General features: G+C 60.6%; 13 protein-coding genes. 8 read left to right on the forward strand and 5 right to left on the reverse strand.

Going from position 1 to position 13,205, the window contains the following annotated elements; all coding sequences use genetic code 11:
- Positions 1-335 precede the first annotated feature (335 nt).
- Both ABD937_RS05695 and sppA read right to left on the reverse strand, forming a co-directional pair.
- Entirely contained in the window at positions 336-1,442 is a 1,107-nt protein-coding gene (locus tag ABD937_RS05695) for an ABC transporter permease (protein WP_345254105.1), read from the reverse strand.
- Positions 1,443-1,641: 199 nt separating this feature from the next.
- Positions 1,642-3,387 (reverse strand): signal peptide peptidase SppA, encoded by a 1,746-nt coding sequence (gene sppA / locus ABD937_RS05700; protein WP_345254107.1) that lies wholly within the window; start codon positions 3,385-3,387, stop codon positions 1,642-1,644.
- A gap of 45 nt (positions 3,388-3,432) precedes the next feature.
- Between sppA and folK the strand changes: the two genes are divergently transcribed.
- From folK to ABD937_RS05720, 4 genes are all read left to right on the forward strand, one after another.
- Entirely contained in the window at positions 3,433-3,927 is a 495-nt protein-coding gene (gene folK / locus ABD937_RS05705; protein WP_345254108.1) for a 2-amino-4-hydroxy-6-hydroxymethyldihydropteridine diphosphokinase, read from the forward strand.
- Positions 3,928-3,980: 53 nt separating this feature from the next.
- Entirely contained in the window at positions 3,981-4,616 is a 636-nt protein-coding gene (locus tag ABD937_RS05710; RefSeq protein WP_345254110.1) for a deoxynucleoside kinase, read from the forward strand.
- Between the two features lie 171 nt (positions 4,617-4,787).
- Entirely contained in the window at positions 4,788-6,035 is a 1,248-nt protein-coding gene (locus tag ABD937_RS05715; protein ID WP_345254112.1) for an MFS transporter, read from the forward strand.
- A 188-nt stretch (positions 6,036-6,223) separates the two neighbouring features.
- A complete protein-coding gene (locus ABD937_RS05720) occupies positions 6,224-7,126 on the forward strand; it encodes an MBL fold metallo-hydrolase (protein ID WP_345254114.1) in 903 nt (300 codons plus the stop codon).
- 185 nt (positions 7,127-7,311) lie between these two features.
- Here the strand turns inward: ABD937_RS05720 and ABD937_RS05725 are convergent, their stop codons facing one another.
- Together ABD937_RS05725 and ABD937_RS05730 are read right to left on the reverse strand one after the other, a co-directional pair.
- Complete coding sequence (locus ABD937_RS05725) at positions 7,312-7,782, reverse strand: YkgJ family cysteine cluster protein (RefSeq protein WP_345254116.1); 471 nt, start codon at positions 7,780-7,782, stop codon at positions 7,312-7,314.
- Positions 7,783-7,958: 176 nt separating this feature from the next.
- Complete coding sequence (locus ABD937_RS05730; RefSeq protein ID WP_345254117.1) at positions 7,959-8,375, reverse strand: response regulator; 417 nt, start codon at positions 8,373-8,375, stop codon at positions 7,959-7,961.
- A 99-nt stretch (positions 8,376-8,474) separates the two neighbouring features.
- Here ABD937_RS05730 and ABD937_RS05735 point away from each other — a divergent pair, with 99 nt between their 5' ends.
- The 4 genes from ABD937_RS05735 (at position 8,475) to ABD937_RS05750 (ending at position 12,192) form a co-directional block, all read left to right on the forward strand.
- A complete protein-coding gene (locus ABD937_RS05735) occupies positions 8,475-8,747 on the forward strand; it encodes a hypothetical protein (protein WP_345254119.1) in 273 nt (90 codons plus the stop codon).
- Between the two features lie 46 nt (positions 8,748-8,793).
- Positions 8,794-9,543, forward strand: coding sequence for a TerB family tellurite resistance protein (locus ABD937_RS05740; RefSeq protein ID WP_345254121.1), 750 nt, complete (start codon positions 8,794-8,796; stop codon positions 9,541-9,543).
- Between the two features lie 409 nt (positions 9,544-9,952).
- On the forward strand, positions 9,953-10,693 hold the full coding sequence (locus ABD937_RS05745) for an EcsC family protein (protein ID WP_345254123.1): 741 nt from the start codon (positions 9,953-9,955) through the stop codon (positions 10,691-10,693).
- A gap of 365 nt (positions 10,694-11,058) precedes the next feature.
- A complete protein-coding gene (locus tag ABD937_RS05750; protein WP_345254124.1) occupies positions 11,059-12,192 on the forward strand; it encodes a YciE/YciF ferroxidase family protein in 1,134 nt (377 codons plus the stop codon).
- Positions 12,193-12,259: 67 nt separating this feature from the next.
- Here the strand turns inward: ABD937_RS05750 and ABD937_RS05755 are convergent, their stop codons facing one another.
- A complete protein-coding gene (locus ABD937_RS05755) occupies positions 12,260-12,913 on the reverse strand; it encodes a DUF1579 domain-containing protein (protein WP_345254126.1) in 654 nt (217 codons plus the stop codon).
- Between the last annotated feature and the right edge of the window lie 292 nt (positions 12,914-13,205).

Here is a 13,205-nt window from a genome sequence, read left to right on the forward strand (position 1 = left end):
ATCTTGGATTTCAGATTTCGGATTTCAGATTTTTGATTTCGCAAGCGACGCCACCAGCCCACGGCTTTAGCCGTGGGTATTCGATTTAAACCAGCCCATGGCTTCAGCCATGGGTTTTCGAAATGAACCGGACCTTGTCATCCCAAGCTTGTCGAGGGATCACCCATGGGATCGGATGGCCGCCATCGCTAACCCTCCACGCAACGGAGCGATTGTTCTCCGCCAACCGGCGGATCGCAATGACGGGACGCGCTACGCAATGACTGACCGAACAGAAACGCCCCTTACTAATAAACTAATAAACTAATAGACCAATAAACCGCCGCGCAGCGGCCTCACTCCCAGCGGAACACCTTCACCGTGGCAAAGAAAACGAGGAGGCCCCAGGCGAGGAGCACCGCGATTTGAGGGAGGCAGGAACCGAGTCCGGCGCCCTCGAAGGCGACGTTGCGCATGGCGTCGTTCAGGGCGGTCAGCGGCAGGAATTTGATGACGGGCTGCAGGAAGCCGGGCAGGGCCTCGCGTGAGAAGAAGGTGCCCGACAGGAAATACTGAGGGAACATGAAGAGGTTGGCGTAGATCGGGATCACGTTCTGATTGCGGGCCACCGACGACACGAAAAAGCCGAATCCCATGAACACGAGCAGGGCCAGGAAGCTCAGGAACAGCATGTACAGCACCGTCAGCACGCCCTGCGACAGGTAAAACCGGTAAAAGAAATGACCGAAGGCGATGAGCAGCAGCACCACCATCATCTGGAACAGCACCCGCGACAGGCTCTCGCCCAGGATGATGTAGCTTTTACGGATGGGCGTTGAGTAGAGGCGCTTCAGCACCAGCGTTTCGCGCATCGAGAAGAACACGAAGGCCACGCTGAATACGGCGGAGCCGATGAGCGAGAAGCCGATCATGCCGGGCAGAAAGAAGTCGATCATCCGGTACTCGCGCCCCTCCATCACCGTTTGGGTGATGGTGGCATAGCGCGGCCGGTCGGGGTACACACTCTTCTCAACTTCGTGCACGGCTTCCTTGAGCACCGTATTCAGCAGCTGCATGTCCTTCATGCTCGCCTTCGAGGTCCGGATATTGATCTCGAAGGGGGGCGATGCGCTGTCGGTGCGGGGGCGCAACCCGAGGATGGCCGAAATACGTCCCTTGCGCAGATCGTCCTCGACCGAATGGTCCGGACGGTCCTTCACCACGTGAAGCGGTGCCGTCAGCAGCCCCTTATAAAGCAGGCTCGTGGTGTCGGTCCCCTTTTCAAAGGCGATGTCCACCGAGGCGCCGCCGCCGCCGCCGCGCCCAAGCGCGCCGAAGATCACGATCAGCACGATCGGGAAAAACAGTCCGAAAAAGATCGACTGCGGGCTTTTGAACGTCGAGCGCAGGCTCGCCACGGTAATGGCGAGCATCGCCCGTACCTGGCTGTAGTGTCGGGACATACGGGTTATTGCGCCGCAAAGGTAGGGAAGGCGGTCTTTGGCGGCAGAATCCTTTCTTGATGCGGCTCTGCCGATGGATTCACGTCAAAATTCAAAAGCGTTCAATACGACCTAACCTGCAGCAGGCGAGACCATCCAAATGGAAAAGGGTGCTTCGTACTGAAGACACCCTTTTGACTTTTGATTTTTGACTTTTGAATTACCGCACCTGCAGCTGGAAGGGCACCCGCGCCTGCGGGATGCGGCAGAGGCGGTTGAGCTCCACGAGCTGGCGGAAGGCCGCGAACTGCTCGGCGCCGAGCTGCTTTTGCAGGTGCACGGCAGGTTCCTCCTTCTCCCGGTCCAGCAGCTCGGAAAACCAGCCTTTCTCCTCGGGGTATTCACGCAGGCGGTAGCCGTCGGTCTTTGCGAGGCGGGCCGCGCAGCGAACGGCGTCATCGAGCGAGCCGATGCGGTCCACGAGGCCGAGCTCGAGGGCGCGGGCACCGCTGTAGACGCGTCCCTGCGCGATGGAGTCGATATAGGCGATATCCTTCCGGCGGCCGGTAGCCACGCGCTGCTTGAAGACGGAGTAGATGCGGTCTACCTCGCGCTGCGCCAGCGCGCCTTCCGCGGCGGTCATGGGGCGGAACACGTTGGGGGCATCGGCATAGGTGCCGGTCTTGACGCCGTCGAAGGTGATGCCCAGCTTCTCGTTAAAGAAGCCGCCCATCTCGGGGATCATGGTGAACACGCCGATGGAGCCGGTGATGGTATTCGGCAGCGCGAAGATGCTGTCGGCGGCGGTGCCGATATAATAGCCGCCCGAGGCCGCCACATCGCCGAAGCTGACCACCAGCGGCTTGTCGGCCTTGGCCAGCGTGAGCTCGCGCCAGATATGCTCCGACGCCAGCGCGCTGCCCCCGCCCGAGTTGACGCGGAACACGATGGCCTTGATCGACTTATCGAGTCGGGCCTTGCGGATCCACTTGATGTAATCGGCATCGCCGATGCTCTCGTTGTCGCCCTTGCCATCGATGATATTTCCTTCGGCATAGATCAGCGCGATGCGGTCGCCGGATCCTCGGTAGGCGGCCACTTCCTTGTAATCATCGAGCGTGATGAAGTGCAGCTTGTCGTACTTGCCGGCGCCCACCTTTCCTTTGAGCTCGTCGCGCACCTGGTCGTCGTATTTGAGCGCATCCACGAGTCCTTCGCGGAGGGCGTCGTCGGCGTTCTGCACGAGGCCTTCGTTGGCGATGCGGCGCAGGCGGGCCGTGTCGGTGCGGCGGGCGGCGGCGGCGCGTTGCAGCACCACGTTGTACAGATCGTTGAGCCACTCGGTGGTCTGCAGGCGGTTCTCCGGGGTCATGCGCTCGGCGCGGAAGGGCTCGGTGGCGCTTTTGAACTTGCCCGCATAGAACACCTGCGGCCGGATGTTGAGGCGGTCGAGCGCGTTCTTGAAGAACAGTAATTCAACGGACAGGCCCTTCCAGTCGAGTGCGCCTTGGGGGCTCAGGTACACGCGGTCGGCGCCCGAAGCCACGTAGTAGGCCTTTTGCGACATACGGTCGCCGTGGGCGATCACGAACTTCTTTTTTTGGCGGAAGGCCAGCAGCTCGGCCCGGAGCTCCTCGCTGGCGGCATAGCCGTTGGCGTTGTCGTTGGCCACGAGGTAGATGCCGGAGATCTTTTCGTCGGTGGCGGCATGTCGGATGAGGCGCACCACGTCGTAAAGGCCGGGGGCGCTGCGCTCGCCGCCCGACAGGCGGCTCAGCGGGTTGTTGCGTGCCTGCTCGGAGAAGTGCTCGGAAAGATCGATCTGGAGCACCGACCGCTCGGCCACCTGCGGCGCGTCTTTGCTGGCCATGGCGCCCACGACGGCGATGAAGAAGAAGAACAGGATGGCCGTGAACACGATAAGGGCCAGGAAGGAAGCGAAGAAGATCTTGAAGAAGGCGCGCATAGTGATTCTGTTGCTGGGGCTCAAAATTAAAGATATTTGCCCCCCATGAGCGAAACGCTTCATACGGCCTACCTGCTGCTCGGCGGCAACCTCGGCGACCGTCCCGGCAATCTTGCCGCCGCACGTGCCGCGCTGGCAGATGCCGCCGGGCCGGTGATCGCCGCTTCGCCGCTCTTCGAAACGGAGGCCTGGGGCCTGAAGGAGCAGCCCGCCTTCCTCAACCAGGCCCTGGCGCTGCGTACGGCCCTCCCGCCGGACGCCCTGCTGGCGGCGGCGCTCCGCATAGAGGAAACACTGGGGCGCGTGCGGGCAGAACGCTATGGTCCGCGCACCCTCGATATCGACATCCTGTTCTACGACGACGCCGTGATCGACACGCCGACGCTCCAGGTGCCGCACCCGCAGCTGCACCTCCGGCGCTTTGCCCTGGAGCCCCTGGCGGCCATCGCGCCGGGCCTCCGGCACCCCGTGCTGGGCCGCCCCATCAGCGAGCTGCTGGCCGCCTGCGCCGACGAAACGCCGGTGTATAAATTCTCCTGAGCGGCAGCACGGATTTCCTTTATTTTGCCCGTTCGCAACGAACCCCCGGATCTGTGAAGTACAATTTCATCACCATTGAAGGCAATATCGGCGCCGGCAAGACCACCTTGGCGAACCTGCTGGCCAAGCACTTCGACGCCCGCCTCGTGCTCGAGCAGTTTGCCGACAACCCCTTCCTCCCGAAATTCTACGAGAACCCGGGCCAGTATGCGTTCCCGCTGGAGCTGTTCTTCATGGCCGAGCGCTTCAAGCAGCTCAAGGACCTCGTGAGCCAGAAAGACATGTTCCAATCGGTCACGATCACCGACTACCTTTTTACGAAGTGCCTGCTCTTTGCCCGCGTGAACCTGCCGGAAGACGAGTACCGCCTGTACCAGCGCCTCTTCGACATCATCCTCCAGCAGCTCGTGCAGCCGGAGCTGCTGATCTACCTGCACGCGCCGGTGAGCAAGCTTCAGAAGAACATCGCGAAGCGCGGCCGCCCCTACGAGCAGAACATTCCCGACGATTACCTGTTCAGCATCCAGGAAACCTATACGCATTACATCAGGCAGCACAACATCAAGACGCTGATCGTGGACGTCTCGAACGCCGACTTCCTCTACAACCCGGCGCATTTCCAAACGATCCTCGATGCCCTCGGCCGCGATTATACGGACGGGCAGCATTACCTGACGTTGCCGGGGTAGAAGGGGGAGGAGGTTTTGAAGGGTTTTGAAGGTTGGTGGCTGGAGACGGTGGGATGTGCTCCGTAGGAAAGAAGTCATTCCCAGAAGCCGCTAAACTTCGGGCGGCAAACAACCTGCTTCCAGCTAATTTTGCCCCTCACCCCCGCGCTATCCCGCGGTAATCCCTTCTTCATGGCGGAACAAGCAACGCCTCCCCATAGCCTCGCGCCCCTGTACGTGCCGGAATTCCGGATCTTTCTCATCGCCCGCTTTTTCTATACAATGTCGCTGCGCATGGTGGGCACCGTGGTTGCCTACCAGCTCTACCAGCTCACGCGCGACTCCTTCGCCATCGGCATCTCCGGGCTTGCCGAGTTTGTGCCGGTGGTGCTCCTCGCCTTGTATGCCGGCTACCTCATCGATCGCTCCGACAAGCGCACGCTGCTGTTGAAAGGTATATGCTCTTACAGCCTGTGCGTTGCGGCGCTCGTGGTGCTTACGCTGCCGCAGGTGCAGGAGTCGATCGGCAGCAAGACGCTGCCGCTGTTCTTTTATGCCGTCATCTTTTTCACCGGCGTCATCCGGGCCTTCGCGGGACCAACCTCGAGCGCCATCATCGCGCAGCTCGTGCCGCGCAACATCCTGCACCTCGCCTCGGCGGTGAGCTCCTCCACCTTTCTCATCTCCTCCATCGTGGGGCACGCCAGCGCGGGCTTTTTCATAGCGGCCTGGGGCGTGCACGTCACCTTTATCATCATCCTCGGGTACGTGCTGCTGGCCGCGTTGCTCATCTCTTTTATCGCGAAGAAGCCCGTCATGCATACAACCGCAGGCGTGCGGGCCTGGGACAGCGTCAAGGAAGGATTGCGCTTCGTTGTGAACAACAAGGTAATGCTGGGGGCGATGTCGCTGGACCTGTTCGCGGTGCTCTTCGGCGGTGCGGTGGCCCTCATCCCGGAGATCGCCGACCGTATCCTGAGCGTGGGCCCGAAGGGCTTCGGCTTCCTCAATGCGGCCATCGACATCGGGGCCGCCACCACGCTGCTGTTCAACACGTTCTTTCCCCTGCGCCGGAAGCAGGGCACGATCCTGATGTTCGCGGTCTTCGGCTTCGGGGGCTGCATCGTGGTGTTCGGTCTCAGTTCGGCATACTGGATGGCCTTCACTGCGTTGCTGGTAGCGGGCATGCTCGACGGCATCTCGGTGGTGATCCGCGGCACGATCCTGCAGCTGACCACGCCCGACCAGATGCGCGGCCGCGTCAGCTCGGTGAACTCGATGTTCATCAACTCCTCCAACGAGCTCGGCTACTTCGAGAGCGGCTTCACGGCAAGGCTTATGGGCCCGGTGCGGGCGGTCATCTTCGGCGGCTGCATGACGATGCTCGTGGTGCTCCTCACCTGGTGGCGCGCGCCCGGCCTCCGGAAGTTCGAGTATTAGCCCACCCCCGGCCCTCCCAAGGGGAGGGGAGCGAGATCTAAGGCACAACAGGTTTCTGAAGTGACGACAGCAATCCGGATGGTGAACCTTACTTCCTGGTTGGCTGTTCCTTACATTCGAAGCCTTTCGAACCGCTAAAACCCTCCAAAACCTTTCAAAACCCTCCAAAACCCTCCAAAACCCTCCTTATGGACCGTAACGCTTTTTTGAAGAATACCGCCCTCCTTGCCGCCGGCTCCCTGTTCTTCCGCCAGCAGGCACTTGCCGCTATGTTTGGTCGCCCGGCCGGCACGGTGCGGATGCTCCGCAACAACGTAGGCATCTTCACGGAGCGCGGTGGTACCATCGGCTTCTGCCTTGACCGCGGCGGCGTGCTGGCCATCGACAGCCAGTTTCCCGACACAGCGGCGCACTTCATTGAAGAAATACGGAAGCAGTCGCAGGCTCCTTTTGCCTACCTGCTCAATACGCACCACCACGGCGACCACAGCGGCGGCAACATCGCCTTCAAAGGCCTGGCCGGCAAAGTGCTCGCCCACCAGAACGCGGCGGCCAATATGCGCGCCGTGGCCGAGAAGGCGAAGACCCTCGAAAAGCAGCTCCTTCCGGATACCACCTTCGATCGGAAGACCAGGATCAGGCTGGGCGATGAGAAGCTGCGCGGGCACTACTTCGGCGCGGCACATACCAATGGCGACGCGGTGTACCACTTCCGGAAGGCCAACATCGCCCACGTGGGCGACCTCGTGTTCAACCGCCGCCACCCCTTCGTAGACCGGGCCTATGGCGCCAACATGACCCACTGGATCGAGGTGCTGAACGACATACACAAGGAGTTCGACAACGACACGCTCTTCATCTTCGGTCATGCCGCCGAAGGCTATGAGGTCACCGGATCGCGTGCCGACGTGCTCGCCTTCCGCGACTACCTGCAGCGCGTGCTCGACTTTACCCGCCAGGAGATCGCCGCCGGCCGCACGAAGGAGGAGTTTCTCAAGAATACCGCGATCCCGGGCGTAACCGAATGGAAGGGCGACGGCATCGTACGCCCCCTCACCGCTGCCTGGGATGAGCTGACAGCGGGGAAGTAATGTGCTGATGTGCTAATGAGTTAATGTGCTAATGGATGGTGAACTCTGTTAGATACATGAAGCCTTCATCAGACGACCGTAACGACGCATCATGATGCGTCGCTCTTCCTTGGGACGACAGACACCTATCTGAAAAACTCCCCGCACGGAAGCGACCCTTACCAATAGACCAATAGACCAATAACCTAACTCCCTTCACTCAGCTTATCAAGTACAGAGAAAACGATGGGGCAGAAGGTGGCGTTCTTGAGCGTGAGCTGGGGGCGTTTGAGGAGCACGTCCTCGTCGGTATAGGGAAAGCGGGCACAGTCGGACGGGCGTACGTCATAGATGCTGCAGCAGTTATCGGCGCCGAGGAAGGGGCAGGGGCTGCTTTTTACCACGAAATCACCCTCGTTGTCTACATGGAGGTAGGTGTCGATAAAGACGCTCTCCTTCATCCGGAGGTGCTTGCTGATGCGCTTTACGTCGGGTGTTTTGAAGCGGGGCGAGTAATTCTTGCAACAGGCGGCGCACTGCAGGCAGTCGTTGGCCGCAAACGCCTCCTCGTGCAGGGCGGGAAGCCGGCGCAGCACTTTGTTCTTGTCTGCACGCTGCAGGAAGCGCTGGAACTTCTTCACCTGTTCTTTCGAGCTTATTTCAGCGGGGCGCGGCATGCCGCGAAGTTCGGGTTTCCACCCCGGATCGGAAGCAGGGAAGATGTTAAAGGAGCGTTTGGGAAGGTATGGGAGGGCTTTAAAAGATTTTGGAAGGTAGAAGCGGGAGCGACTTCCTGGGGTTGAGCAACCCATTCACTGTTGACTCCGTTCGTCATCCTGAGCTCGTCGAAGGATCACGATTCCCGCTTCCGGTGACTACACATCCCGAGAAAATCGGCGGCCACCTGGATCAGCTTCTGAAAATTGATCGGCTTTACGAAATAGGCGGCGTTCCGGTGGCTGAAGAACAGTTTGTCCATAGGACTGTTGGACGTGCTGAAGATCACGATGGGCGTCTGGCTGAGCTGGGGATCCTGGCGGATCGCGTTGAACGCTTCGCGGCCGTCCATCCGCGGCATGTTGATGTCGAGCACGATAAGGCAGGGCGGCGTACCGCCTGCATGCAGTTGCCGCAGGGTTTCGATGCCCTCTTTCCCGTCGTTGGCTTCCACGATGGTAAAGGGATGGGGGAGGCACCGGAACGCCTCTTTCAGCATTTCGATGTCGTCTTTGTCGTCGTCAATACTTACGATCAGGTGTTCCGATTCCATATTGCTGAGGGAGTATTTACAAAACTGTGCCATTTTCCGGAAGCGGGGCACCGCCGCGTTCGGCATAATAGTGGCGGGAGAATGGGAAATTTTGACCGTATGAGTACGTATTTTTTCCGCACTAATATCCACGGCCTCGGCAATATGGCACAGGTGAAGGCGCATCTCGACCGCTGGGAACAGAGCAAGGAGATCGATACCTGGCACATCGACATGACCAACCCCGAGAGCCCGCTGCAGATCGTGACGCAGCAGCTCACCCCCGACCAGGTAAAGCACCGCATCCGTGAGCTCGGCGTCGATGCCGACTTCATCAAGCCGCCCGAAACCCGCGACCGCGGCGACGATCGTACCCGCGGCGGACGCCCTTGAGTTCCCGTCACGCATTTTTCTAGAACAATAAACCCGTAATACTACCATGGAACAAAAGACCATACTGGAAGGATATACCCCCATGCAAAAGGCGGCCTATCTCGGCGCCATCGCCTCGATCGCCACCGCCGACCGCTCGGCCTCCGAAGAGGAGCTGGAACACCTCGACGCGCTCAGCGAAGCCGCCGGCCTCGGTGAAGAGCAGGCCGCCATGATCCGCCGCGCCGCCACCGAGCTCGGCCCCGAAGAGTTGCAGCAATGCCTCGACATCATCAAGGGCACCGACCTGCGCTTCTCGCTCGTGACCGACCTCATTGCCTTTGCGGAGTCGGACCAGGAGTATAGCCCCGAAGAAAAGGAGCGGATCGAAAAGATCGCGCAGCACCTCGGCGTCGACAAGGAGCAGTTCTCGCTACTCGGGCAGTTTGCGCAGGAAGCGAAGGCCCAGGGTCAGACACCGGAGGCAGCGGCAACGCCCCAGTTCCTGCAATCGTCGGTGCTTGGTGAAAAGATGGAGCGCGCCGGCATCAGCACCTCGGGGCTGCTCAAAGGGCTTGCAGGGGTGATGGGGCCCATCCTCCTCGCCGGGATGCTCAGCGGCGGCCGCCGTCGTGGCGGCATGTTCGGCGGTGGCTACGGTAGTGGCTTTGGCGGCGGGATGCTCGGTGGCGGTATGATGGGCGGCGGCCTCCTCGGCGGCCTCGGCTCCCTCACGGGCATGCTCGGTGGCGGCGGCTACCGCGGCAGCGGCTTCGGACGCCGCGGCGGTATGCTCGGCGGGCTGTTCGGCTTTTAGAATAGCGAATACCGAATGCAGGCGCGGTGGCCTGCATCCCAACCAGAGCGTCGGGACAAGGAATAGTGAATGTTGAAGGGAGTGTGAGAGCGCTCCCTTTCACTTTGGTGGAAGGATTGGCGAAGAGAAGGAACGCTGCCCCGAGGCCTCAGGGTTTTACGATCTATCCGATTGACGCAGATACATAGGGGCAGGAGTTGCACCCAGTTCCTGTCTTGGTCTTTCTTTTCGCACATTCACGCTGCTACGCTTCCCGATTACGATTTTTAACTTACGAGCTGATGGCGGAAAAGAGAGCCACCGCACAGAGTCTGCCCTTCCCTTAGGACAACTGAGCCCCGGGCGAAAGTTGCGCGCGAAGCACTGGCGGGGGGATGGGCCGGGCTCCGTTTTTGCAACAAAACGCTACATGATGACCTACGAGGAATATGCCCTGAAGGAGTGCCGTGAGTGGCAGCGCGACATGCAGCGGCGGCCAACGCTGCTTGGCGGGTTGTCGCGCGGGGTGCAGCAAAAGCTCAACAGCTATATCCCGGAGCGGGTGCACGTGGCCATCACGGCGGCCATCCGGCAGATGGTGCGCGGCGTACTCTTCGGAACCCGTGCCCTGAGCGGTGCGGCGCCGGTCGACGGGCCCTTGTCGGTAGTGGAGGCGGAGGTGCGCCGCCGTATCGAATCACACAAGCAGGCCGCGGCGGCCGAGGGCGGCGTCACCGGGGCGGGGGGCTTCCTGGCATCGCTGGCCGACTTTCCGCTGCTGCTCGGCATCAAGCTGAAGCTCCTCTCCGAGATCGCAGCGCTGTATGGCTACCCGGCGCGCGACTACACCGAGCGGGTGTACCTGCTGCACGTATTCGAGCTGGCCTTCAGCAGCCGCCCGCACCGCCGCACCGTATTTGCGCGGATGCAGGGCTGGAAGGAGCAGGCGACGCTCCTGCCCGACAAGGTGGATGATTTCAACTGGCGCTCGTTTCAGCAGGAGTACCGCGACCACATCGACCTCGCGAAGCTGGCGCAGATGGTGCCCGGCATCGGGGCGGTGGTCGGCTTCGTGGTCAACTACCGCCTCCTCGACCGCCTCGGCACCACCGCCATGAACGCCTACCGCATGCGCTGGCAGGAAGAAGGGAGGCTGGGATCTCAGATGTGAGATCTCAGATCTCAGATGTATCGGGCAGTGAGTACCAGATGGAGCTTCGGCTGGTGGAAGAGAACAAGCGAACAGGGAATAAGGAACAGGGAACCGTAAAGACGCATTCATATGCGTCTCTCCGAACGTGCTGCTAACGTAAGGGGCTCACTACGTGATATGCAACCGTCCGTAACGAATGCAGCACTGAGGCGACCTCTTATGCCGGCGCTTCGGCCGGCATCCCGACAAGCTACGCTTCGTCGGGGCCAATAAACCAATAGACAAATAAACCAATAGACAAATAAACCAATAGACAGCCGCGTAGCGGCTTACCCCGGCATAATTTTTTTACACCTGCCTGCTTAAACTACTAAATCTTCGTTATGGAAAAAATGAACGATCTCCGTGACCTGCTCAAACACGAATTGCAGGACCTCTATTCCGTAGAAGAACAGATCATCGCGGCGCTCCCGAAGATGATCGAGAAGGCGACCAACAAGGAGCTGAAGACCGCGCTGAAAGAGCACCTCCGCATCACGGAGCAGCAGAAGGCCCGCCTCGAAGGCCTGCAGCAGCAGATGGATGCCGGCAGCAGCCAGGAGAGCCCGAGCCTGCTCGGCCGCCTGTTCAAATCGCGGATGGTCTGCGAGGGCATGCAGGGCATCATCAAGGAGAGCAACAAGATCCTTAGCGAAAACATGAATCCCGACGTGATGGATGCCGCCATTATCGCCTGTGCCCAGAAGGTCGAGCACTACGAGATCTGCGGCTACGGCACCGCCAAAGCCTACGCCGAGGAGCTGAACCTCACCGACGTGGCCCGCGTGCTCGACCAGACCCTGAACGAAGAATACGACGCCGACGACCGCCTTACGGTGCTGGCCACCACGCGCCTCAACCGTCAGGCCGAAAAGGGCAGTAAGAGCAGCGCCGGCAAAGGCGGCTCCGCCAGCAGCGGCAACGGACGCAGCGGTGCCTCGGTGCGCCAGGAACAGCCCGAGATGGAACTCGAAATGGCGGCCACTACCCGCGGTGCAAAAGGCCGGGGCAACACCGCAGGCCGCAGCGCAGCCGGTGGCGACACCGGCAACCCGATCTCCGGCGGCGCGCTCCCCGAGCAGGGGGGCAGCACCGGGCGCGGCAGCGCAGGCACCTCGGCCGGCGGCGGCAACAAGAGCACGATCGGCTCCGCCCGCAGCACGGCGTCTTCCCAATCCGCATCGGCTCCCAGCAAGGCCTCCGGCACCGGTGGCCGCACGGCTGCCGCCTCCGGCGGTACCGGTCGCGGCGCCTCCGGCACCGGCCGCTCCATCAGCGGCTCTTCCTCGGGCGCCGATACTACCGGCACCTCGGGTACGTCGGGCAGCAAAGGACGCAGCTCGGGCAGCACCGGCAGCACCTCGGGCAGCACCCGTTCGGCAGGCCGCGGCTCCGGCGGCGCCTCCGGCTCTACGGGCAGCTCGGGCCGCACCTCGGGCACCGGCCGTGGTTCGGGCAACAGCTCCCGCACGCGTTGATACATTTGGATCGCAATAAGAAAAGGCCTCCCGATCGGGAGGCCTTTTCATTATCGGCAAGGCCGCATTATTTCTTACGCGTGTAGTGGATCTGCATCGTCTTGAACTCCTTGCCGTCCGGGCCGGTACCATACATCGTCATCAGGTGGTGGTCCTTATCGAGGATGGTGAAGGTTTCGCGCACGTCTTCTTCGGCTTTCGTGGCGGGGTTGATCATTTTGCCGGTAAAGTTGATGGTCTTCGTAGTCGCGTCCCAGCTGCCTTCCATGTTCATCACACCGGTGCCCATATTGTCGATCCAGGTAGACACGTACTTTTTCTTGTGGTTATCGAAACCGACGGTGCTGATGCCTTCGAAGGGCATGGTCATCACGTTGCCTTTGGCGATGCTCTGCTGGTAGCGGCCTCCGAGCAGCATCCGGTTCTCCTGCTGGATCGTAGAGGAGTCCGGGGGAGCGCCGGGTGCCTGCCACATCTTCATCTCACCAACCCAATCGCCCTTGGCTTCGGCCAGCAGCCCGTGCTCGGTGCCGGGCGTCATATAGTCCTTCCAGTTCTTCTCCATGGTGGCCTGGTCGGGCATCGCCTTCGCGGGGGCGGGGGCTTCCGTCTTGTTCTCGGTATTTGCCGCGGCCACTACAGGGGCTTCGGCGGGCTTTTTCTCTTCCTGGCAGGAGGCAAGCGCCGCCAGGGCAAAGAGTGGGAGGATCATCTTTTTCATAAACAGGGTTTGGCTAAAAATACAAAACTCTGCCTTGTGTAAAGAATTCGTGAAGTTTTTTCACTCTTGCTCAGAGGCAACCCTTATGGTCATTATCTTTGTACCTGTACAAGAACCAAGGCAATTAACCTTCACTTCGGTGGGGGTTTTTTGTTTATTGGTCTATTGGTTTATTTGTTTATTGGTAAGGCCGTTTCTGTGGGGCTGTCTTATTACTGAACGAAAGATCCCGATAATGCACGGCCCATTCGGGCACATCGGTTCGGTATTCGCTTTTCAATATCCTCCAGCC

Origin of the sequence: Flaviaestuariibacter amylovorans (assembly GCF_039541815.1) — a bacterium.
In the GTDB taxonomy this organism is placed as follows: Bacteria; Bacteroidota; Bacteroidia; order Chitinophagales; family Chitinophagaceae; genus Flavisolibacter; species Flavisolibacter amylovorans.

Coding starts and splice junctions, on each gene's coding strand:
- ABD937_RS05695 (WP_345254105.1), bottom strand. CDS start 1,442: ATGTCCCGACACTACAGCCAGGTACGGGCGATGCTCGCCATTACCGTG.
- sppA (WP_345254107.1), bottom strand. CDS start 3,387: ATGCGCGCCTTCTTCAAGATCTTCTTCGCTTCCTTCCTGGCCCTTATC.
- folK (WP_345254108.1), top strand. CDS start 3,433: ATGAGCGAAACGCTTCATACGGCCTACCTGCTGCTCGGCGGCAACCTC.
- ABD937_RS05715 (WP_345254112.1), top strand. CDS start 4,788: ATGGCGGAACAAGCAACGCCTCCCCATAGCCTCGCGCCCCTGTACGTG.
- ABD937_RS05720 (WP_345254114.1), top strand. CDS start 6,224: ATGGACCGTAACGCTTTTTTGAAGAATACCGCCCTCCTTGCCGCCGGC.
- ABD937_RS05725 (WP_345254116.1), bottom strand. CDS start 7,782: ATGCCGCGCCCCGCTGAAATAAGCTCGAAAGAACAGGTGAAGAAGTTC.
- ABD937_RS05730 (WP_345254117.1), bottom strand. CDS start 8,375: ATGGAATCGGAACACCTGATCGTAAGTATTGACGACGACAAAGACGAC.
- ABD937_RS05735 (WP_345254119.1), top strand. CDS start 8,475: ATGAGTACGTATTTTTTCCGCACTAATATCCACGGCCTCGGCAATATG.
- ABD937_RS05740 (WP_345254121.1), top strand. CDS start 8,794: ATGGAACAAAAGACCATACTGGAAGGATATACCCCCATGCAAAAGGCG.
- ABD937_RS05745 (WP_345254123.1), top strand. CDS start 9,953: ATGATGACCTACGAGGAATATGCCCTGAAGGAGTGCCGTGAGTGGCAG.
- ABD937_RS05750 (WP_345254124.1), top strand. CDS start 11,059: ATGGAAAAAATGAACGATCTCCGTGACCTGCTCAAACACGAATTGCAG.
- ABD937_RS05755 (WP_345254126.1), bottom strand. CDS start 12,913: ATGAAAAAGATGATCCTCCCACTCTTTGCCCTGGCGGCGCTTGCCTCC.